We start from the raw sequence: 18,884 nt of genomic DNA, 5'->3' as shown, positions 1-18,884 counted from the left end.
GTCATCGCCGCCGCGTCCAGGCCAGGCGGCGGCGATCCGGCCGCGCTCCCAGGGGGAAACCGGGCTCCGCGCCAGCCTTGCCCAAGGAAGATTATGATTAGGCTTTTTAAGCGTTTAATCAGAGACAAGACATGCCGCAATATCGTTCACGCACCTCCACCCATGGCCGCAATATGGCTGGCGCGCGCGCCCTCTGGCGCGCCACCGGCATGCAGGATGGCGACTTCGAAAAGCCCATCATTGCCGTCGTCAATTCATTTACCCAATTCGTTCCCGGCCATGTGCACCTGAAAGACATGGGGCAATTGGTGGCGCGGCAGATCGAAGCCGCGGGCGGCGTGGCCAAGGAATTCAACACCATCGCGGTGGATGACGGCATCGCCATGGGCCACGGCGGCATGCTGTATTCGCTGCCTTCGCGCGAGCTCATCGCCGATTCGGTCGAATACATGGTGAACGCGCACTGCGCCGACGCGATGGTCTGTATTTCGAACTGCGACAAGATCACTCCCGGGATGCTGATGGCCGCGATGCGCCTGAATATTCCGGTGGTCTTCGTCTCCGGCGGCCCCATGGAGGCGGGCAAGGTGCTCGAGACCGGCACCCACAAGGTCCTGATGAAGCTGGACCTGGTCGACGCCATGATCAAGGCCGCCGATCCCGCCGTGACGGATGCCGAGGCGGCCGAGGCCGAGCGCAACGCCTGCCCGACCTGCGGCTCGTGTTCCGGCATGTTTACCGCCAATTCCATGAATTGCCTGACGGAGGCCCTGGGCCTGGCGTTGCCGGGCAACGGGACGGTGGTCGCCACGCATGCGCGGCGCAAAAGCCTGTTCGAAAACGCCGGCCGGCTGGTGGTCCAGCTGTGCAAACGCTATTACGAGCAGGACGATGCCTCGGTATTGCCGCGCAATGTGGCAACCTTCCAGGCTTTCGAGAACGCGATGACGCTGGACGTGGCGATGGGCGGGTCGACCAATACCGTCCTGCATCTGCTGGCCGCCGCCCAGGAAGCGGGCGTGGATTTCACCATGTCGGACATCGACCGCATTTCGCGCCGCGTGCCCTGCCTGTGCAAGGTGGCGCCGGCCACCGACAAATACCACGTCGAGGATGTGCACCGCGCCGGCGGCATTCTGGCGATACTGGGCGAGCTGGCGCGGGCGGATCTGCTGCACCTGGACGCGGGCAATATCCACAGCGGCACCCTGGGCCAGGCAATCGCCGCGTGGGACGTGAATGGCGCGGACCCCTCCCGGGAAGTGCAGGAGTTTTTCAAGGCCGCGCCGGGCGGCGTGCGCACCCAGGTGGCCTTCAGCCAGGAGCGCTATTTTCAGCATCTGGACCTGGATCGCGAGAAGGGCTGCATCCGTTCGAGGCAGCACGCTTATTCGCAGGACGGCGGCCTGGCGGTCCTGTATGGCAACCTCGCGCCCAAGGGCTGCATCGTCAAGACCGCGGGCGTGGACGAAAGCATACTGAAGTTCACTGGCGTGGCGCGCGTATACGAAAGCCAGGAAGACGCGGTCGAGGGCATCCTGGGCGATGCCGTCAAGCCCGGCGACGTGGTGATCATCCGCTACGAAGGCCCCAAGGGCGGCCCGGGCATGCAGGAAATGCTTTACCCCACGTCCTACCTGAAATCGAAAGGCCTGGGCAAGACCACGGCGCTGCTGACCGACGGCCGCTTTTCGGGCGGTTCGTCGGGGCTGGTGATAGGCCATGCCTCGCCCGAGGCCGCCGAAGGCGGCAACATCGGCCTGGTCAACGACGGGGACACGATACAAATCGACATTCCGAACCGCAAAATACATCTGGCCGTCAGCGACGGGGACCTCGCGGCGCGGCGCGCCGGGATGGAGGGGCGAGGCGCCAGGGCGTGGAAGCCGGTGAGCCGCGAGCGCGTGGTATCGCAGGCGCTGAAGGCCTATGCGGCGCTGGCGACATCGGCCGACCGCGGGGCCGTCAGGGATGTGTCGCAGCTGGGGTAGGGCAATGCTTACAAGCCGCCGGCGCACTGCACCACGGTGCCCGTGATATACGATGCGGCCGGCGACAGCAGCCAGACTATGGTTGCGGCGACCTCTTCGGGATGGGCCAGGCGCCCCAGGGGGATCTTGGGCGCGATGCGCGCCGGGCGATCGGGTTCACCCGCCGCGGCATGGATTCCGGTAAGCGTCGAGCCCGGCGCCACCGCGCAGACCCGGACCCCCGTTGCCGCCACTTCGCGCGCCAGGCCCAGGGTAAAGGCTTCGACAGCGGCTTTGCTGGCGGCATAGTGCACGTATTCGCCCGGGCTGCCTGTGCGGGCGGCCACGGAAGAAACGTTGACGATGACGCCGGCGGCGCCGCGCCGGGCGAAGCTTGCCAGCGCCGCGCGCGAACACTGCATGGTGCCGAATACATTGACCTGGAATACGCGCTCGATGGTGGCGTCGGTGGTCTTCGCGAACGGGCCGATGGGCCCGGTGATGCCGGAATTGTTGACCAGGGCCGTCAAGGGGCCGAGGCGCTGTTCGGCAAGTTCGAATATGCGCGGAATGTCTTCCGGATTGCCGACGTCGCCTTGTATGGCGACGGCCTTCCCGCCTAGCCGCAATATGGCCTGGACGACGCTCTGCGCCGCCTCCTGGTCCTTGAGGTAATTGACCGCCACGGCGTAGCCGTCGCGGGCGGCGGCGATGGCGGTCGCCGCGCCTATGCCCCGGCTGGCTCCGGTAATCAGAACGGTGTTGGTGACTGGTGCCATGCTGTCTCCCGTATCGAATGGTCGTCCAGGCACATTATGCGTCAATGCGGCGCCAGTCCGGCACTCGGCCCCCGGCTTTCAGGAATTTCCCGGCTCAGAACCTGTAGTTCACTCCCGCGGCGACGCTGCGTCCGTTGCCGGACAGGAAGGTGGGCATGGCCGCGGTGCCGGTATTGCGGATCACGTAGCTGCTGGCGTAGATCTTGTCCGACAGATTGTCCGCAACCAGGTAGGCGTTCCAGTGCTTGTCGTGCTGGTAGGCCAGCTTGAGCCCCCAGATCGCATAGGCGTCCTGTTCGGTGCCCGGAACATTGGCATGGTTGGTCGGGGTGTCGGACGGCAGCCAGCGCACATTCGGGCCAAAGCGCCAGCCGCCGATGCGATACAGCAACTCGGCGCTGACCATGTGCTTGGGCACGCCCGCGATCTGGTTGCCGTCGAATTCGCCGCCGCGGAAGCGGAAATCGCTGTATGTATAGGCGACCCGGTAGTCGAGGGCGCCGGCGCCGGGCGCGGGCAGCGAGCCGTTCAAGCCCGCTTCAATGCCCTGGTGGCGGGTGCGGCCGCGGTAATTGTAGGTGCCGGCCGAGGTGCCGTTGGCCGTGCTGACCGACATCAATTCATCCTCGACCCTGCTGCGGTACAGCGTGACGGCCCAGTTCGCGGCATATGCGCCCGCGCCCAGGCTGCCGTCGCCGCCGATTTCATAAGTGGTGGCGCGCTGCAGGTCGAGGCGGTTCATGGACGTTGCCGCGGAAAGCGGATTCAGGGGCTGCGCAACGTCGCCGTAGATGATTTCCCAGTAGGTCGGGGCTTCGTTGCTGCGGCTGACGTTGGCGAACCAGCGCAAGCTGTCCGCGGGCTTCCATATGATGCCTGCCTTGGGGCTGGCGTAGGACCAGTCCTGATCCAGCCTGGCGCCGCTGTCGCGGTCTTTGGAATCGCGTATCGCCTGGGTGTATTTCAGGTCGCCCACCAGGCTCCATTGCGGCGTCATATGCCATTCCAGGCCCAGCAGGGCGCTGCGGTTTTCCGCATGCAGGTCATAGTTGCCGAAGCGCTGCAGGCGGCTGCCGTTGTTCGGATTCACCACGTACAGCTCGCGATCCATGTCGCTGCTGGCCCAGTCCAGCGCCACGCGGTAGTCCAGCGTGCGCAGCTTGCCGGCCAGCTGCCATTGCGCGCCGTAGGTGTTGCCGTCGGTGGGCGAGGAGACCAGCGGGTTGGTGAAGGTGTCGTCGATATTCTGCCAATACACGCCGAAAGTCTGGTTCAGGTCTTCGCTGCCCCAGTAGGTCCGGTTGGCCAGGCGCAACTGCGTGGCTTCGCGATTGGGGTCGCGCTGGTAGATGTTGTTGGCCCTGTCGAATTGCTCGTTGTAGTCGCCCAGGACGCTTTTCGGGTCGCTGTACAGGCGGTCTTTGGGGATGACATTGGGGATGTCGAATTTCAGGTCCGTGTACGACAGGTAGGTGCGATTCTCGAAATTGTCGCCGCGCACCCCGAAATTGCCCTGCACGCTGGTGCGCTCGGAGCTCGAATGGTGGCGGTAGCCGTCGGATTTATCGTGGCTGACGCTCAGGCGCCCGTCCAGCTGCTCGCCCTGGAAGCCTTTGGCGGCATGCAGGCCCAGCCGGCCGAAGCTGCCGCCCTCTATGCCGATCTCGTCTTTCTGGGTGCCGGTCAGCGATTGGAAATCCAGTTCGCCGCCCAGCGTCGTGGCGCCGGCGGACAAGGCGTTGGCGCCGCGCCGCACGCTGATCAGCGAGCTGTTGCGCGGTTCCAGGAAGCCGATGACGAAGGAGCCGTCGGCTTCATTCAGGGGCAGGCCGTCCTGCAGGAGCAGCACGCCGCGGTTCACGGGGTTGCTTTGCACGCCCGAGCCGCGGATGTTCAGGCGCGGCTGGTCTATGCCGCCGAAGAATTCCTGCACCACGATGCCGGGCTGGTAGTCCAGCGCATCGCGCAGGGTCGCCAGGCGCGCTTCTTTTTGCGGCTCTATGAGATTGGTGCCGCCGGCCACGCGCTGCAGCCTGGCTTTTTCCTGCTTGATGCCGGGTTGCAGCGGCGAGGTATCGTCCTGGCCGGACACCACCACGGGCGCCAGTGTCGGGACTTCTTCGGCATGCGCGGCGGGCAGCCATAGCGAACTCAAGGCCACGCTTAGCGCGAGGCGTCGAAAGAGCGGTGTAGTTGACATATTGTTTTCTCGTCGAGGGGAAGGGATATGGATTACCAGTGCAGATAGAACATGGCTTTGGCCAGCAGGACGATGCCGACCATGTGGCAGAAGACGCTGAGGTGGATGCGCTGGAAGTGTATGGAGTGCAGCTTGCCTTTGCGGCGCAGCGTCATGGCCGTGAGGAAGTGGCCGAATACGCTGAGCGCCAGCACTATCTTGATGCTCAGCAGCAGGCCGAAGCTGCTCTCGAAAGGATGGGCCAGCGCCGCCCGGTGATGCCACGCCATGGCGATGCCGGCGCTGTACAGGACCAGCAGGACCCATGGCATGAGCTGGCGCGCGCGCACGCCGATCGCCATTTCAAGAGTGCGCATCATGTCGCGCGGCACATGCTTGCGCACGCTTTCCAGTATCAGCACTTCGAAGAACACCGTGCCGATGAAGACCAGCGCCGCAAATAGATGAATGATCAACAGCACGGGGTAGCTCATGGCGCTATGGTTTCCTGGTTGAGCAGCGTCTGGTGCAGGGAGTCGGCGGCCGCCGCGCGCGTCTGGCCGTTCATGGCGCTTTCGAAGTCGAAGGATTGCAGCTTGCCGTGGGCGATCAGCACGCAGCGGTCGACCATCTCGACGAGTTCATGGGGGTGGTGGCTGATGCACAGCAGCGCGGCTCCGGTGTCCTTGACGCATTCGTTGCATAGTTTGCTCAGCGCGGCGCGCAGGGCGGGGTCGAGCGCGCTGAAGGGTTCATCCAGCAACAGCAGGTCGGGCTGCATGGCAAAGGCGCGCGCCAGCGCGGCCCGCTGCGCCATGCCGCCGGAGAGTTCGCCCGGCCAGGCCTTGCCCACACCCGCCAGGTCCACGCGTTCCAGCCAATGGCCGGCGCGCGCACGGGCCTGCTCCCGGGAGCAGCCCGCCGCCAGCAGGGGAATTTCGATATTGTCCTGGATGCTGCGCCAAGGCAGCAGGCGCGGCTCCTGGAACACCAGCAGCGAATGCCGGTAGCTGTTGATGCAGGCGCCGCTGCTGGCCCTGAGCAGGCCGGCGGCCAGCCTGAGCAGGGTGCTTTTGCCGGCGCCGCTGGAGCCCAGCACGCCGACCCGCTCGCCCGGCGCCACGCGGAAATCGATGGCGTCGAGCACGCGCGATGCGCCGAAGCTCAGCGATACCTGGCGCATTTCAAGCATGGCTGGGCTCCTGCCATTGCGTGAGGCGGCGCTGCAGAGGCTGAAGCAAAACGAATTCCAGCGCGGCGACCAGGGCAAGGATCAGGATGACCCAGGCATAGAGTTCGCCGCTGTCGAAGGTGCTGCGGGCATTGGCCAGGGCAAAGCCGGCGCCGCTTTCGGCGCCCAGCACCTCGGCCATGACGACCAGGCGCACCCCGCCGCAAGTGGCGATCAGGAGGGCGGCGGTCAGGGGCGCGGCCAGCGCCGGCAAGTACAGATGACGCAAGCGCATCCAGGCGCCGAAACGGTAGACATGCGTCATTTCGATCAGCGACCTGTCGACCAGCAGCATGCCTTTGACGGTATTCACATACATGCCGGGCGCCATCATCAGCACGGTGATGAAAATCACCATGGACGAGCCCAGGCCGAACCACAGCATGGCAAGCACCACCACGACCACCGGCGGCATGGCCATCAGGAGCCAGCGCAGGGGTTCCAGCAGGCCGCGCAGCTTGGCGTTGTGCCCGGCCAGCACTCCCAGCGCGAAGCCGATGGCGCAGCCGGCGCCCACGCCTATGGCGATGCGGGCCAGGCTGGCATTGGCATTGCGCCAGAACGAGTCGCTGTTGACCAGGACGCCCAGGGCGCGCAGGGCCTGCAAAGGGGTCGCCATCAACATGGGACCCAGGTATTGGGCGGTCAGCTGCCAGCCGGCGAGCAGCAACAGCACGCCCAGCGCCGACCACAGCCTCGATGTGCGCCCCGACAGGCGTAGATTCGATGGCGTCATGGGCCGTAGAAGTCCGCGTCAGGCAGGCGGCCTCCGATGGCCTGCGGGTGCTGTTCGCCCAGAAGGCGGTACAGGGCTTCCAGCTGGGGGCGTATGGTGTTAGCCGGGCGGCTGTCCAGCCTGGTGACCTCGATGGCGTCTTCTATGGCGGCGACGGGCAAGTGGGGGATATGGCGGTGAACCAGCTCGGCGCAATCGCGCGGATGGCTGGAGCACCAGGCGGCCGAGTCGGCATAGGCCTGGTCGACGGCGCGGCTCAGCGCGATGTCGTGGGCCAGATGCGAATTGACCATGATGCCTGCCTGGGGCAGGTCGGCCTGGCCGGGAAAGCTGGCGCGCCAGGCCGCCTCCAGGCTTTGCGCCCGGTACAGCGGCGCGCCGCCTTGCTGCTGGTTGCGCCACATCAGCAGCGATGCGGTGGGCTCGACCAATAGGGCGTGCTGCCCCTGCCCGGTCAGCATCAGCGCGATGGCGTCCTGCGAGTCGCGCGTGCGGCGCAGGCGCACGGCTTTTTCGGGCGGCAAGGCCTGGGCCTGCAGCAGCGTATCGAGCAGCACCGCCGGCAGGTCGCGCTGAAAGGGAACCAGCAGTTCTTTGCCGGCCAGGTCGGCGAAGCCGTGCACGGCGGGGTCGCGGCTGACCAGCCACAAAATGCCCCACACCGATATGTTCAGGAGGCGCACCGGGTCGCCGCGATTGGCCATCAGGGCCGGCAGGTTGCTTGGCGCCGCGCTGAAATCGATTTCCTTCTTGGCCAGCAGCACGCGCAACTGGTCGGGATTCTGCCAGAGGCGAAATTCCAGTTTGTCGGTGTATTGCTTGAGCGCCTGGGTTTCGACCATATGCAGCAAGGGAAAGGTGACGACGGCCGTGGGGCCGGCCAGTGTCAGCTTCTCGTACCGGGCGGCGCGCGCGGGCAGGCTGGCCGCCGCCATGCAAAGCGCGCCCAGCAGTAACGCTTTGAGCAGAGGTCTGAACATAATATAAATGCGAATGATTATCAACTGCGTATAGTCGCACGATAGTCCTTGTGAATTCCATGATGCAAATCAAGTTTCCAAAAAAATTTTCCCCGATGCGAGCCGGCCCGGGATCCGCCGCGCAAACCTCGGGGCGGGCCTGCCCACGCCATCCCGGCGGGGAACGCAGCGACGCTGGCGCGCTTAGGGGGTAAACTCCTTTTTCGACTTACGCCACGCCCTTGTCGCGCATGGGCCCCAATTCAGCAAAGGAAAGAAATGAGCACATCCAAACGCCTGCGGTCTGCGAATATCACCCAGGGGGCCGCCCGGGCGCCCAACCGCTCCATGTATTACGCGCTGGGCTACAAAGAAGAAGACTTCGACAAGCCCATGGTTGGCGTGGCCAATGGCTACAGCACCATTACCCCGTGCAATAGCGGTTTGCAGAAGCTGGCCGATGCGGCGATCGACGCCATCGAAGCGTCGGGCGGCAACGCGCAGGTGTTCGGCACGCCGACCATTTCCGATGGCATGGCCATGGGCACCGAAGGCATGAAGTATTCGCTCGTGTCGCGCGAGGTCATTGCCGACTGCGTGGAAACCTGTGTGCAGGGCCAGTGGATGGACGGGGTGGTCGTCATCGGCGGATGCGACAAGAACATGCCGGGCGGCATGATGGGAATGCTGCGCGCCAATGTGCCGGCCATCTATGTGTATGGCGGCACCATCCTGCCCGGACGGCTGCACGGCAAGGACTTGAACATCGTCAGCGTCTTCGAAGCCGTGGGCGAAAACGCGGCGGGCCGCATGAGCGACCAGGAACTCAGGCAAATCGAGCTGCACGCCATTCCCGGGCCCGGTTCCTGCGGCGGCATGTACACGGCCAATACCATGAGCTCGGCCTTCGAGGCGCTGGGCATGAGTCTGCCTTATTCGTCCACCATGGCCAATGTGCACGACGAAAAAACCGAATCGGCCGCCGAGTCGGCCCGCGTGCTGCTGAAAGCCATCGAGCTGGACTTGAAGCCGCGCGATATCGTGACGCGCCAGTCCATCGAGAACGCGGTCAGCGTAGTGATGGCCACCGGCGGGTCGACCAACGCCGTGCTGCATATCCTGGCGATCGCCCACGCGGCGGGCGTCGAATGGACCATAGACGACTTCGAGCGGGTGCGCCGGCGCGTGCCGGTAATCTGCGACCTCAAGCCCAGCGGCCATTTCCTGGCGGTGGATTTCCACAAGGCCGGCGGGGTGCCGCAGGTCATGAAGATCTTGCTGGATGCGGGCCTGATCAACGGCGACTGCGTCACCATCAGCGGCCAGACTATCGCCGAAATCCTAAAGGACATACCCGGCACGCCGGGCGCCGATCAGAACGTGATCTTCCCCATAGCCAAGGCGCTGTACAAGGAAGGGCACCTGGCCATCCTCAAGGGCAACCTGTCGCCCGAAGGCGCGGTCGCCAAGATCACCGGCCTGAAGAATCCGGTCATGACCGGCCCGGCGCGCGTGTTCGAGGACGAGCAATCGGCCCTGAAGGCCATACTAGACGGCAAAATCAAGGCGGGCGATGTCATGGTCCTGCGCTACCTGGGGCCCAAGGGCGGGCCGGGCATGCCGGAAATGCTGGCCCCCACCGGCGCATTGATAGGCGCGGGCCTGGGCGATTCCGTGGGCCTGATCACCGACGGCCGCTTTTCGGGCGGAACCTGGGGCATGGTGGTGGGCCACGTCGCCCCCGAAGCCGCCGTGGGCGGGTGCATCGCCATCGTGCGCGAGGACGACTCGATAACCATCGACGCCCACAAGCAACTGCTGGAATTGAACGTGCCGGCCGATGAGATCGCCGCCCGCCTGGCCGCCTGGAAGGCGCCCGCGCCCCGCTATACCCGCGGCGTGCAGGCGAAATTCGCCTTCAATGCGTCCACCGCGAGCACCGGGGCGGTGCTGGACAACTTCTAGGCCAGGTCGAACAGCAGCACTTCGGCGCGCCGGCCCCCGGCCAGCGCAAGCTGGCTCTCGCCGGCGATTTTCACGCCGTCGCCCGCGGCCAGCGCCAGCCCGTTGAGCGTCAGTTCCCCGCGGGCGACATGCAGGTAGGCATGGCGCCCCGGGGCCACGGGGTGCTCGATGCGTTCGGCGCCGTCGAGCAAGGCCGCATACACCCTGGCGTCCTGCGCGATGCTCAAGGAACCGTCCGTGCCGTCGGGCGATGCCACCAGGCGCAGCCGGCCGCGTTTTTCGGCGTCTTCGTAGCGCTTTTCCTGGTAGCTGGGCTTGATGCCCGAAAACTTGGGCGTGATCCATATCTGCAGGAAATGCACCGGCTCGCTGCGCGAATGGTTGAATTCGCTGTGGTGCACGCCGGTGCCGGCGCTCATGAGCTGCACGTCGCCGGGGCGTATCACCGAGCCCGAGCCCATCGAGTCCTTGTGCTCCAGGGCGCCCTCCAGCACATAGGAAATGATTTCCATATCGCGGTGGCCGTGCGTGCCGAAGCCTTCGCCGGCCTGCACCGTATCTTCATTGATTACACGCAGCGTGCTCCAGCCCATTTGCCGCTGGTCGTAATATTGCGCAAAGGAAAACGTGTGGTGGCTGTCCAGCCAGCCGTGCTGGGCGTGGCCGCGATCGGCCGCCTTGCGAAGTTCCATCATGATCCGCTCCAGAAAAGAAGGAGGCTTGCTCCAATGGATGTATTTTAATATTCATTTATTGGATAGAATAGCGCAAAATACTACGTATATTGATCTATAAAATAGATATATCCAGCGGCCGGCCGGTCCCTGGATATTCACATTCACGGAGCCGGCATGCAGGTGCTCAAGACCACCCTGGAACAATGGCGCGTATTGCAGGCCGTAGTCGAGTATGGCGGCTACGCCCAGGCCGCCGCGGCCCTGCATCGCAGCCAGTCGGCCGTCAGCTATATGGTGGCCCGCCTGCAGGAGCAGGCGGGCGTCGAGCTGCTCGCCATCGAAGGCCGCAAGGCCAGGCTCACGGGCAATGGCAAGGCGCTGCTGGTCCAGGCCAGTGAGCTGTTGGCCGACGCCCACCGGCTGGAGCAGCTGGCCGCGCGCCTGGAACAAGGCTGGGAAGCCGAACTGCGGCTGGTGGTCGATGTCGCGTTTCCCACGCCTTTGCTGCTGCAGGCCTTGACGCAATTCACCCGCGCAGCGGGGCAGACCCGCATCCAATTGAGCGAAGTGGTGCTGTCGGGCGCCGACGAGGCCCTGCTCGCGCAGCGCGCGGATGTCCTGATAGGCACGCGGGTGCCGGCCGGCTATCTGGGCGATCTTCTGCTGGATGTGGATTTTGTCGCGGTGGCGCATCCGAGCCACCCCCTGCATCGCCTGGGGCGCGAACTGGACGCCGAAGACCTCAAGCGCGAGATGCAGATCGTGCTGCGCGATTCCGGCACGCTGCAGCCGCGCGACGAAGGCTGGCTGGGCTCCATGCTGCGCTGGACGGTGAGCAGCATGGAAACCTCGGCGGCGATGGTGGCCGATGGCCTGGGGTTTGCGTGGCTGCCGCGCCATCTGATCCAGAAGCGTCTGGAGGAAGGCAGCATCTGGCCCCTGCCCCTGGGCAAAGGGCAGAGCCGCCGGGTGCCGCTGTACTTGGTGTTTGGCGGCGCGGCCGGCCCGGGGCCCGCGGCGCGGCAGCTGGGCCAGGTGCTCAGGCAGGCGGCCGGGGCCATGCCCGGACTACTTGATGAAGGCGGCGCGATAGCGCAGGAGCAGCCACAGGCATAGCCCCGCCGGAACGATCAGCGAGGCATAAGCCAGGCTGTAGCTGCCGAAAACGGCGGCAATGAGGCCGAACAGCGGCGGGCCGACCACCACGCCCAGGAAGGTCATGGCCAGTGTGCCGCCGGTGGCCACGCTGGCTTGCCCGCGGGGCGCCTGCCGCGCCACCTCGGCCAGGTACACGCCGTTCCAGCCGACGGCGCTGCTGCCGAACAGGGACAGGACGATGATCACCAGCAATGGCGAATCGACATACTGGAGCAGGGCGGTGGCCAGGGAGCAGACGGCGATCAGCACGGCCAGCGCGGCCAGCATATTGGTCGGGCCCAGGAATTTGTCGGCCATATAGCCCCACAAAAGCCGGCCCGCCACGCCGGCCGCCTGGGCGACGGCCAGGGTGAAGCCCGCCACGATCAGGCCCATGCTCAAGTCCTCATGCAGGAAGGTCACCAAGTAGGTGGTCAGGGACAATTGCGTGATGGAAAACAGGAAGGACACCGCCGCCAGCACGGTCAGGCTGCGCTGGCTGAACACCAGCTTGAGCGGGCCGGCCAGCCCGTTGCCGAAGGATACGCGCTGCTTGACGTCCTTGTCGGCATCGAGCGATGCGCACAAGGGCTGGATGGCGGCCGCGCACAGCAGGCAGGCGATCGCCACCGCGACGAAGGCCCACTGCCAGCCGGCCAGCTCGGCCAGGGTGGGAATGATGACGCCGGCCAGCACGCCGCCCAGCGGCACGCCCGTCTGCTTGATGGAAAAAACCAGCGACATGCGGTGCGCGGGTGTGCTGCGCACCAGCAGGTGGGAACTGGCGGGTGTGATGGGCCCGTAGCCCAGGCCGACCAGCACCGCTCCCAGCGCCATGGCGGCCGGCGATTCTATGGCGCAGGCGGCGACGCCGGCGGCGCACAGCAGCAGCCCGATCTGGCTCAGGCGTATGGCGCCGAATCGCCTGACCGCCCCGCCCGCGAGCAGGCTGGCGGTCATGGCGCCGGCATAGGCCAGGGCGACGTACAGGCCTACATAGGCCGCCGAGATTCCAAGCGATTGCGCCACGGCTGGCGCCACTACCGGCAGTGTCAGCAAGGCCATCGCCGCGAGCGATTGCACGGTCAGCGTGGCGGCAAGTACAAAAGATGCCGATGGGGTGGAACGCATGGTCGACGGAAATCCTGTGTGGGGGTGGCGAAAAGGGCGCGGATCACGCTATTGTGTTCCCTGGGCCCGGCGTTACCTGGCGTATCATACCCTTCTGCGCCAGGGCGAACGCCCGCCTCCCCTTTGCAATGATGTGTCGAACCGGAAAGGAAAAATCGTGCTAACTCCCGAGCAACGCGCCACGCAGCGCGACATTATCACCGAGCTTTGTGTAGACAGCGTTTTCGATGCGCGGCAGGAAATCGAGCGCCGCGTGAACTTTATCGCCGATTATCTGGTGGCCAGCGGCGCGCGCGCCCTGGTCCTGGGCATAAGCGGCGGGGTCGATTCGCTGGTGGGCGGCTGCCTGTCGCAAAAGGCCGCGCAGGCGGCGCGCCAGCGCGGCCTTGCGGCAAGCTTCATCGCCATGCGCCTGCCCTACGGCGAGCAGCAGGACGAACACGATGCGCAGGCCTGCCTGGACGTGATCAAGCCGGACCAGACCGTCGCCGTGAACATCAAGCCCGCCAGCGACGCGATGCTGGACTCCCTGGTCCATGCCAAGGTGTCGTTTCGCGATGACCTCCACCAGGATTTCCTGCTCGGCAACATCAAGGCGCGCCAGCGCATGATCGCCCAGTACGCGGTGGCCGGCGCCCATGGCGGGCTGGTGGTCGGCACCGATCACGCCGCCGAAGCGCTGATGGGCTTCTTCACCAAGTTCGGCGATGGCGCGGCCGACCTGACGCCCCTGGCGGGCTTGAGCAAACGGCGTGTGCGCGCGCTGGCCAAGGAAATGGGAGCGCCGGACGCGCTGGTTTCCAAGGTGCCCACCGCCGATCTCGAAACCTTGGCGCCCCTCAAGCCCGACGAGGACGCCTTTGGCATAACCTATGGCGAAATCGACGACTTCCTTGAAGGCAAGGACGTCACGCAGCAGGTCTATGAAGTCATATTGCGCACCTACCGCAATTCCGCCCACAAGCGGTCCCTGCCGGCCTTTCCGCAAGGCCAGGCGGCCCGCTAGCCGGGGCCGGCCCCGGCGCGGCCGGCTGGATCACCGCTTCGATGCCAGCCGCCCTGGCCATGTGCACCCGGTCGAAAGCCGGGCCTGGCCCGGCCCCAGGTGCGGAGGCGTCGGAAGGGAACGGGGGGGAAGACAATGATTTTCCAGTTTAAGATGGCTACGCGGCCGAGCATGAACTCGACGAAAAGTCTCTCTCAATGGCACCCCCCCCCCATATGAAAAATACCCCTAAAAAAGTAGTCAGGTTCAACTTCTGGTCCGATGCCAGTTTCGAGGACATCCTGGGCGCCAGCCCGCAGGCCAGCCTGGAGGTATTGGATGTCCGCGGCGACGAGGAGCGCAACTGGGCGCATTTGGCGCAAGCCGACATCTATCATATTTCCTCGGCGAAAGATGAAGTGCCGCCCGCATGGCTGGTGACGCCCCAATTGATACAGCGCTGCCCCGCGCTGGTTTGCGTCTCCACCGCGGGGGCGGGCTACGACACGGTCGATGTGCAAGCCTGCACGCAGGCCGGCATCCTGGTGGTGAACCAGGCCGGCGGCAATGCCAATTCGGTCGCCGAGCACGCCATCGGCCTGATGCTCGCCGTGGCGCGGCGCATCGTCGAGTCGGATCACAGGCTCAGGACGGAAACCGGTTTTTCGCGCGAGGACCTGATGGGCCATGAGCTCAACGGCAAGGTGCTGGGCCTGGTGGGGCTGGGCCATACCGGCACGCGGACCGCCAGGCTCGGGGCCGCTTTCGGCATGCGGGTGCTGGCCTATGACCCCTACCTGGACGAAAACGCCATTGCCGCGCGCGGGGCGCAAGCCGCGACGCTGGAGCAGTTGCTGGAGGCCAGCGATATTGTCTCGCTCCACTGCCCGCGCACGCGCGAGACCTCGGGCATGCTCGGCGCGCAGGCCTTTGCGAAAATGAAGCGGCGGGCGCTGTTCATATCGACGGCGCGCGGCGGCATCCATGACGAGGCGGCCTTGCATGGCGCGCTGGCTTCCGGCCACCTGGGCGGGGCTGGACTGGACGTATGGCAGGTGGAGCCGCCGCGCGCCGACCATCCCCTGCTGTCGCTGCGCAACGTGGTCTCGACCTATCACACGGCGGGGGTCACCCATGAATGCCGCAGGAATGTGGCGACGATGGCCGCCGAGCAAATCCTGCAAGTGTGCCGGGGCGAGACGCCGGCCCGCATGGTCAACAGCGAAGTATTGCCCGATTTCCTGGCGCGGCTGCGCGCCGCGGCGGACTTTTTCGAATAGGCCGGCGCGCCGCCGGATGACGAGGCGCGGCGCTAGCGCGCGCCTTTTCTATCGACGACGGCGAATACGCCGCTGGCCCGGAATATTTTCTCGCCGTTCACGTACAGAAAACAGTCGGCGAAAGTCAGGCTCCGGCCCTGTTTCTGCACCGTCGCGCGCGCGACGAGCCAGTCGCCCACGTTCGCCGGCTTGAAGAATTCGCTGCTCAGGCTGACGGTGACTATGCCCACTTCGTTGCCGTAGGCCTGGGCGACCGCGTCGCCTATGGCGCTATCGGCGATGGTCACCAGCAGCCCGCCGTGCGTGATGCCGCGAAGATTGCTGTGTTTCCTGGAGATCCGCAGCGCAAGCTCGGTCTGCTGGCCGTTTTCTATCTTTTCGAAGAAGGGTCCGCATAAATCCGTGAAATCGCTGTTATAGCGCCGCTCGCGGTAGCCGTCTGGTATTGGTGTCATTGTTGCGCTTATGTTCGGGATGGGCTGTAAAGGCAGTCCCGATCATATCGCCATAGCGCCGCAAATGAAAATCGTGGCGGGCGGACACGGACCGGCGCGGGCCAGGTCAACTGGCCGCGCCGAGTGTCCAGCCGTTATTGCTGCGGTTTGGGCGTTGCGGCGGTGCTGCGCGGCAGGGTGGGGTATTCCACCTTGGGCTGTTCGCCGGTCAGGGTATTCAGGAAGGCGGTGATGGACTTCACCTCGTCGGCATTGAGCTCCTGGCCCAGCTGGCTCGAGCCCATGATGGCGACGGCCTGTTCGAGATCCCATACTTCGCCGCTATGAAAGTAAGGCGCGGTCAGGGCGATATTGCGCAAGGGGCCGGCGCGGAAGACATATTCGTCGGACGCCGTGTTGGTCACCGTAAAGCGGCCCTTGTCCTTCACCGGCAGCACCTCGGCGCCCGGTTTCTTCACCACGCCGAATGGGAAATACCCTTGGCCGCCGACATTGATGCCGGCATGGCACGCCACGCAGCCCTTGCTGATGAATAGGTTCAGGCCCTTCAATTCGGTGCCGTTGAGGGTTTCCTTGCCGGCCAGGTATTGGTCGAAGCGCGAATTGGGCGTGGTGAGCGTCGACTCGAAGGCTTCGATGGCTTTTGCCATGTTGTCGAAGGTGATGGCCTGCTTTTCGCCGGGGAATGCCTTGGCGAAGAATTCGACATACTCGGGAATGCTGCGCAGCGTGTCTTCGACGTGCTTGGGAGTGGCGTTCATTTCGACGCTGGCCTGCACGGGCCCCTTGGCCTGCTCCTGCAGGTCGGCCGCGCGGCCGTCCCAGAACTGGGCGATATTGAAGACCGCGTTGAATACCGTGGGCGAATTGCGCGGGCCATGCTGCCAGCCGTGGCCGATGGAGGTCGGTATATTGTCGGCCCCGCCCGTTCCCACGCTGTGACAGGTGTTGCAGCTGATGATGTGGCTTTTCGACAACCTGGGTTCAAAGAACAGCCATTTTCCCAGCTGTATCTGGTCGGGTGTCAGCTTTTTGTCGCGCACGACCACCTGCGCCTCGGGGATGGGCTGGAAAAGCTTGCTGGCGGTCGCCCGCAGTTCGGCGGACGAAGGTTGCGCGGCCATGGCGGGCGCGCCTAATGCCAGAGCGGCGGAAGCGCACAATGCGGCGGTAATGGTTTTGGACATGGTAATTCCCCGGTGTTGGATAATCACCACTATGACAACATGGTTATCCCTCTCCGGTTTTGATAAGAATCAAGATTTTGCCGTTTCGCCCGCCCCGCGCGCCGGCGCGCGGGGCGGGCTGCGCCTTCCTAATACTTGAAGTTCACGCTGGCCCAGATCGTGCGGCCGGGCTCGTTGATGGCGGTATTGGCGGCATAGCCGAATCCGGCGTTGCCGGCCAGGTTCAGATGTTCGCTATAGGTTTTGTTCAGGAGGTTGTCCACGCCAAAGGTGAAGCGCAGCCGCTTGTCGACCGCGTACCCGCCGTTCAGCGAAAAGACCCCGAAGCCGGCGCTGGGGCCGAAGTCTTTGCTGACCACATTGCCCTGGTCCAGCGCATAGCGCTTCTGCGCCGCCGCCACGCGCCACAGGGCGCCGGCGGACCAATGGCCGCTTTCATAGCTTGCGCTGAGGCGCGCTTCCAGCGGCGGGATCTGCGGCAGCGCCGAGCCGCCGCTGCGATTTTCACCCCAGGCATAGGCCAGGGTGCCGCCCACGGTCCAGTGCGCGGCCAGTTTGTACGAGGCGCCCAGCTCGCCACCCAGGATGCGCGCGTCGACATTGGCGGCCTGGGAGGTGGAGCTCATCATCGAGCTGCCCGAATAGTCGAACAGGATGAAGTCGTTCACATAGCCCGCGTATCCCGAGAACCAGGCGTCCAGCTTTTCGGTCTTGTATTGCGCGCCGAAGTCCAGCTGGGTGGTTTTTTCGGGCTTCACGCCCTGGAAGGCGTTCGCGGAGCCCGCGGGTCCGCGCGTCGGCGAAAACATCTCCCAGTAATCGGGGAAGCGCTCCACGTGGCCCAGGCCTACGTAGACCGTGGCGGGCAGCCCGTCCAGCTCGCGTTCATAGCGCAGAAAGCCGCTGGGCAGGGTGTCGCTGCGGCGCTTGCCCGCGCTGGGGTTGGGCATCTGCGCCATGCCGCTGCCCGTCGTCTTGCGGAAATCCTTGGCCGAGGCCCAGTCGACGCGCGCGCCGCCGATGACCTTGCCCGCCGCGCTGGCCTGCCAGGTCAATTCGCCGAACAGGCCCGTGTCGCTGAATTCCGCATCCTTCACCCATGGCTGGCTGTCATAGGATTGCGCCGCGGCTCCCATCGCGCTGCGCTTGCGGTGGCGGTTCTCCTGGTAGTCCATGCCGGCGACCAGGCTCAGTGTCTCGGCGAGGTCCAGAGTGCCCGCATAGCGGCCGCCCCAGGTGGCGCGGTCGACATTGGACGCCATGGGCATGCTCATGCTGCCCGAGGGCTTGAAAGGCCGCAGACTGTAGTTGTCCATGACGTGGTCGGCGTAGTTGTAATAGAGCTGCGCCTCGACTTTCTTGAGCATGCCGTCCATGTTGCGCTTTTCAAAGCGCAGGCCCAGGCTTTCGCGCTTGAACTGGCTGCCGTCCATGCCGCGCCCGGCATACCGCGCCTCGCCGTCGCCGGTTCCGGCGCTCAGCTCTATCAGGGTGTCGGCATCGGGCGTCAGCCCCAGCGCGACGTCGGTATTCCATTTGTCCCAGCGCGAGGCGACGATGTTGCCGTCGCCGTCTTTGTAATCTTGCGAATGGGAGTGGTTGGCCGTGACGCGCGCATAGAATTTTTCAGTGCCGGCGGCAAGGTCGGCGGCCTGGTCGTTGCGGCCGCGCGAGCCGCCGGTCAGGGTGCCGTCGAAAAGCACGCCGGGTTCGGTGAAGCCGGGCGCGTCGCGGTCGAACTTGATGGTGCCGGCCGAAGCGCCCGGGCCCCACAGCACGGTCTGCGGCCCCTTGATGACGGTCAGCCGGTCGAAGGTTTCCGGTGAAATATACGAAGTGGGGGCGTCCATGCGCGCCGGGCAGGCTCCCAGCATCATGGCGCCGTTGGTCAGGATATTCAGCCGCGAGCCGAACATGCCGCGCAGGACAGGGTCGCCGTTGCTGCCGCCGTTGCGGATGGCCGAGAAGCCCGGTATGGTTTTCAGGTAATCGGTGCCGTCGCTGGCCGGTATGGGCTGGCGCGGCTTCTTGGGATCGGTGACGAAGGTCAGCGGCGAGTCGGGAGAGACGCCGGTGATGACTACGGCGTCCAGCGTCGTGACGGAGGGCTCCCGGACGGCTTGCGGCCAGGCGGGAAACGAGGCGGCCAGCGTGGCAAGCAGCCAGGCCGGGCGGTTGAATACGTGCTTTTTTATCATGATGAGGCTTCTTCT

Annotated in this window: 16 protein-coding genes; 5 read left to right on the top strand and 11 right to left on the bottom strand. The window is 65.2% G+C overall.

Annotation, left to right across the window (positions count from 1 at the left end):
• Positions 1–131 precede the first annotated feature (131 nt).
• Entirely contained in the window at positions 132–1,991 is a 1,860-nt protein-coding gene (gene ilvD / locus BUB23_RS05025; RefSeq protein ID WP_073101993.1) for a dihydroxy-acid dehydratase, read from the top strand.
• An 8-nt stretch (positions 1,992–1,999) separates the two neighbouring features.
• Here ilvD (BUB23_RS05025) and BUB23_RS05020 read toward each other — a convergent pair whose 3' ends face one another.
• From BUB23_RS05020 to BUB23_RS04995, 6 genes are all read right to left on the bottom strand, one after another.
• Entirely contained in the window at positions 2,000–2,749 is a 750-nt protein-coding gene (locus tag BUB23_RS05020; RefSeq protein WP_073101992.1) for an SDR family oxidoreductase, read from the bottom strand.
• Between the two features lie 94 nt (positions 2,750–2,843).
• Positions 2,844–4,949 carry a TonB-dependent receptor family protein gene (locus BUB23_RS05015; RefSeq protein ID WP_073101991.1) on the bottom strand — a complete coding sequence of 702 codons (2,106 nt, stop codon included), beginning with the start codon at positions 4,947–4,949 and terminating at the stop codon, positions 2,844–2,846.
• A gap of 32 nt (positions 4,950–4,981) precedes the next feature.
• Positions 4,982–5,422, bottom strand: coding sequence for a CopD family copper resistance protein (locus BUB23_RS05010; RefSeq protein WP_073101990.1), 441 nt, complete (start codon positions 5,420–5,422; stop codon positions 4,982–4,984).
• Positions 5,419–6,120, bottom strand: coding sequence for an ABC transporter ATP-binding protein (locus BUB23_RS05005; RefSeq protein WP_073101989.1), 702 nt, complete (start codon positions 6,118–6,120; stop codon positions 5,419–5,421). The genes BUB23_RS05010 and BUB23_RS05005 overlap by 4 nt, the downstream gene beginning before the upstream one ends.
• Positions 6,113–6,895, bottom strand: coding sequence for an ABC transporter permease (locus BUB23_RS05000; protein ID WP_073101988.1), 783 nt, complete (start codon positions 6,893–6,895; stop codon positions 6,113–6,115). The genes BUB23_RS05005 and BUB23_RS05000 overlap by 8 nt, the downstream gene beginning before the upstream one ends.
• Positions 6,892–7,875 carry an ABC transporter substrate-binding protein gene (locus BUB23_RS04995; RefSeq protein WP_073102186.1) on the bottom strand — a complete coding sequence of 328 codons (984 nt, stop codon included), beginning with the start codon at positions 7,873–7,875 and terminating at the stop codon, positions 6,892–6,894. Before BUB23_RS04995 ends, BUB23_RS05000 begins: the two co-directional genes overlap by 4 nt.
• 258 nt (positions 7,876–8,133) lie before the next feature.
• Here BUB23_RS04995 and ilvD (BUB23_RS04990) point away from each other — a divergent pair, with 258 nt between their 5' ends.
• Positions 8,134–9,819, top strand: coding sequence for a dihydroxy-acid dehydratase (ilvD, locus tag BUB23_RS04990; protein ID WP_073101987.1), 1,686 nt, complete (start codon positions 8,134–8,136; stop codon positions 9,817–9,819).
• Here the strand turns inward: ilvD (BUB23_RS04990) and BUB23_RS04985 are convergent.
• Positions 9,816–10,514, bottom strand: coding sequence for a pirin family protein (locus BUB23_RS04985; protein WP_073101986.1), 699 nt, complete (start codon positions 10,512–10,514; stop codon positions 9,816–9,818). The genes ilvD (BUB23_RS04990) and BUB23_RS04985 overlap by 4 nt on opposite strands.
• A 156-nt stretch (positions 10,515–10,670) precedes the next feature.
• Between BUB23_RS04985 and BUB23_RS04980 the strand changes: the two genes are divergently transcribed.
• Positions 10,671–11,612 carry a LysR family transcriptional regulator gene (locus BUB23_RS04980; RefSeq protein ID WP_073101985.1) on the top strand — a complete coding sequence of 314 codons (942 nt, stop codon included), beginning with the start codon at positions 10,671–10,673 and terminating at the stop codon, positions 11,610–11,612.
• Here BUB23_RS04980 and BUB23_RS04975 read toward each other — a convergent pair.
• Positions 11,565–12,764 carry an MFS transporter gene (locus BUB23_RS04975; RefSeq protein ID WP_073101984.1) on the bottom strand — a complete coding sequence of 400 codons (1,200 nt, stop codon included), beginning with the start codon at positions 12,762–12,764 and terminating at the stop codon, positions 11,565–11,567. The genes BUB23_RS04980 and BUB23_RS04975 overlap by 48 nt on opposite strands.
• A gap of 157 nt (positions 12,765–12,921) precedes the next feature.
• On the opposite strand from BUB23_RS04975, the gene nadE reads away from it, so the two are divergent.
• Together nadE and BUB23_RS04965 are read left to right on the top strand one after the other, a co-directional pair.
• Positions 12,922–13,770, top strand: coding sequence for an ammonia-dependent NAD(+) synthetase (nadE, locus tag BUB23_RS04970; protein WP_281255538.1), 849 nt, complete (start codon positions 12,922–12,924; stop codon positions 13,768–13,770).
• Between the two features lie 215 nt (positions 13,771–13,985).
• The gene (locus BUB23_RS04965; RefSeq protein WP_073101983.1) at positions 13,986–15,029 is read left to right on the top strand and encodes a hydroxyacid dehydrogenase; all 1,044 of its coding nucleotides are present in this window, start codon (positions 13,986–13,988) and stop codon (positions 15,027–15,029) included.
• A gap of 32 nt (positions 15,030–15,061) precedes the next feature.
• On the opposite strand, the gene BUB23_RS04960 is transcribed toward BUB23_RS04965, so the two are convergent.
• From BUB23_RS04960 to BUB23_RS04950, 3 genes are all read right to left on the bottom strand, one after another.
• Positions 15,062–15,484: a PaaI family thioesterase gene (locus tag BUB23_RS04960; RefSeq protein ID WP_073101982.1), complete on the bottom strand. Its 423-nt coding sequence runs from the start codon at positions 15,482–15,484 to the stop codon at positions 15,062–15,064.
• 134 nt (positions 15,485–15,618) lie between these two features.
• Positions 15,619–16,671: a cytochrome-c peroxidase gene (locus BUB23_RS04955; RefSeq protein WP_084135754.1), complete on the bottom strand. Its 1,053-nt coding sequence runs from the start codon at positions 16,669–16,671 to the stop codon at positions 15,619–15,621.
• A gap of 128 nt (positions 16,672–16,799) precedes the next feature.
• Positions 16,800–18,869 carry a TonB-dependent copper receptor gene (locus tag BUB23_RS04950; RefSeq protein WP_073101981.1) on the bottom strand — a complete coding sequence of 690 codons (2,070 nt, stop codon included), beginning with the start codon at positions 18,867–18,869 and terminating at the stop codon, positions 16,800–16,802.
• Positions 18,870–18,884 lie beyond the last annotated feature (15 nt).

The organism is Pollutimonas bauzanensis, from assembly GCF_900129885.1.
GTDB lineage: Bacteria > Pseudomonadota > Gammaproteobacteria > Burkholderiales > Burkholderiaceae_B > Pollutimonas > Pollutimonas bauzanensis.
Note: the sequence above shows the minus strand (reverse complement) of the source record. Positions and strands in the feature narration are given on the sequence as shown.

Bases quoted from the DNA above. Each gene is read 5' to 3' on its own strand.
- BUB23_RS04955 (WP_084135754.1), bottom strand. From the start codon at position 16,671: ATGTCCAAAACCATTACCGCCGCATTGTGCGCTTCCGCCGCTCTGGCA.
- BUB23_RS04965 (WP_073101983.1), top strand. From the start codon at position 13,986: ATGAAAAATACCCCTAAAAAAGTAGTCAGGTTCAACTTCTGGTCCGAT.
- BUB23_RS04995 (WP_073102186.1), bottom strand. From the start codon at position 7,875: ATGTTCAGACCTCTGCTCAAAGCGTTACTGCTGGGCGCGCTTTGCATG.
- BUB23_RS04960 (WP_073101982.1), bottom strand. From the start codon at position 15,484: ATGACACCAATACCAGACGGCTACCGCGAGCGGCGCTATAACAGCGAT.
- BUB23_RS05015 (WP_073101991.1), bottom strand. From the start codon at position 4,949: ATGTCAACTACACCGCTCTTTCGACGCCTCGCGCTAAGCGTGGCCTTG.
- BUB23_RS04985 (WP_073101986.1), bottom strand. From the start codon at position 10,514: ATGATGGAACTTCGCAAGGCGGCCGATCGCGGCCACGCCCAGCACGGC.
- BUB23_RS05005 (WP_073101989.1), bottom strand. From the start codon at position 6,120: ATGCTTGAAATGCGCCAGGTATCGCTGAGCTTCGGCGCATCGCGCGTG.
- BUB23_RS04975 (WP_073101984.1), bottom strand. From the start codon at position 12,764: ATGCGTTCCACCCCATCGGCATCTTTTGTACTTGCCGCCACGCTGACC.
- BUB23_RS04980 (WP_073101985.1), top strand. From the start codon at position 10,671: ATGCAGGTGCTCAAGACCACCCTGGAACAATGGCGCGTATTGCAGGCC.
- ilvD (WP_073101987.1), top strand. From the start codon at position 8,134: ATGAGCACATCCAAACGCCTGCGGTCTGCGAATATCACCCAGGGGGCC.
- ilvD (WP_073101993.1), top strand. From the start codon at position 132: ATGCCGCAATATCGTTCACGCACCTCCACCCATGGCCGCAATATGGCT.
- BUB23_RS05020 (WP_073101992.1), bottom strand. From the start codon at position 2,749: ATGGCACCAGTCACCAACACCGTTCTGATTACCGGAGCCAGCCGGGGC.
- BUB23_RS04950 (WP_073101981.1), bottom strand. From the start codon at position 18,869: ATGATAAAAAAGCACGTATTCAACCGCCCGGCCTGGCTGCTTGCCACG.
- BUB23_RS05010 (WP_073101990.1), bottom strand. From the start codon at position 5,422: ATGAGCTACCCCGTGCTGTTGATCATTCATCTATTTGCGGCGCTGGTC.
- BUB23_RS05000 (WP_073101988.1), bottom strand. From the start codon at position 6,895: ATGACGCCATCGAATCTACGCCTGTCGGGGCGCACATCGAGGCTGTGG.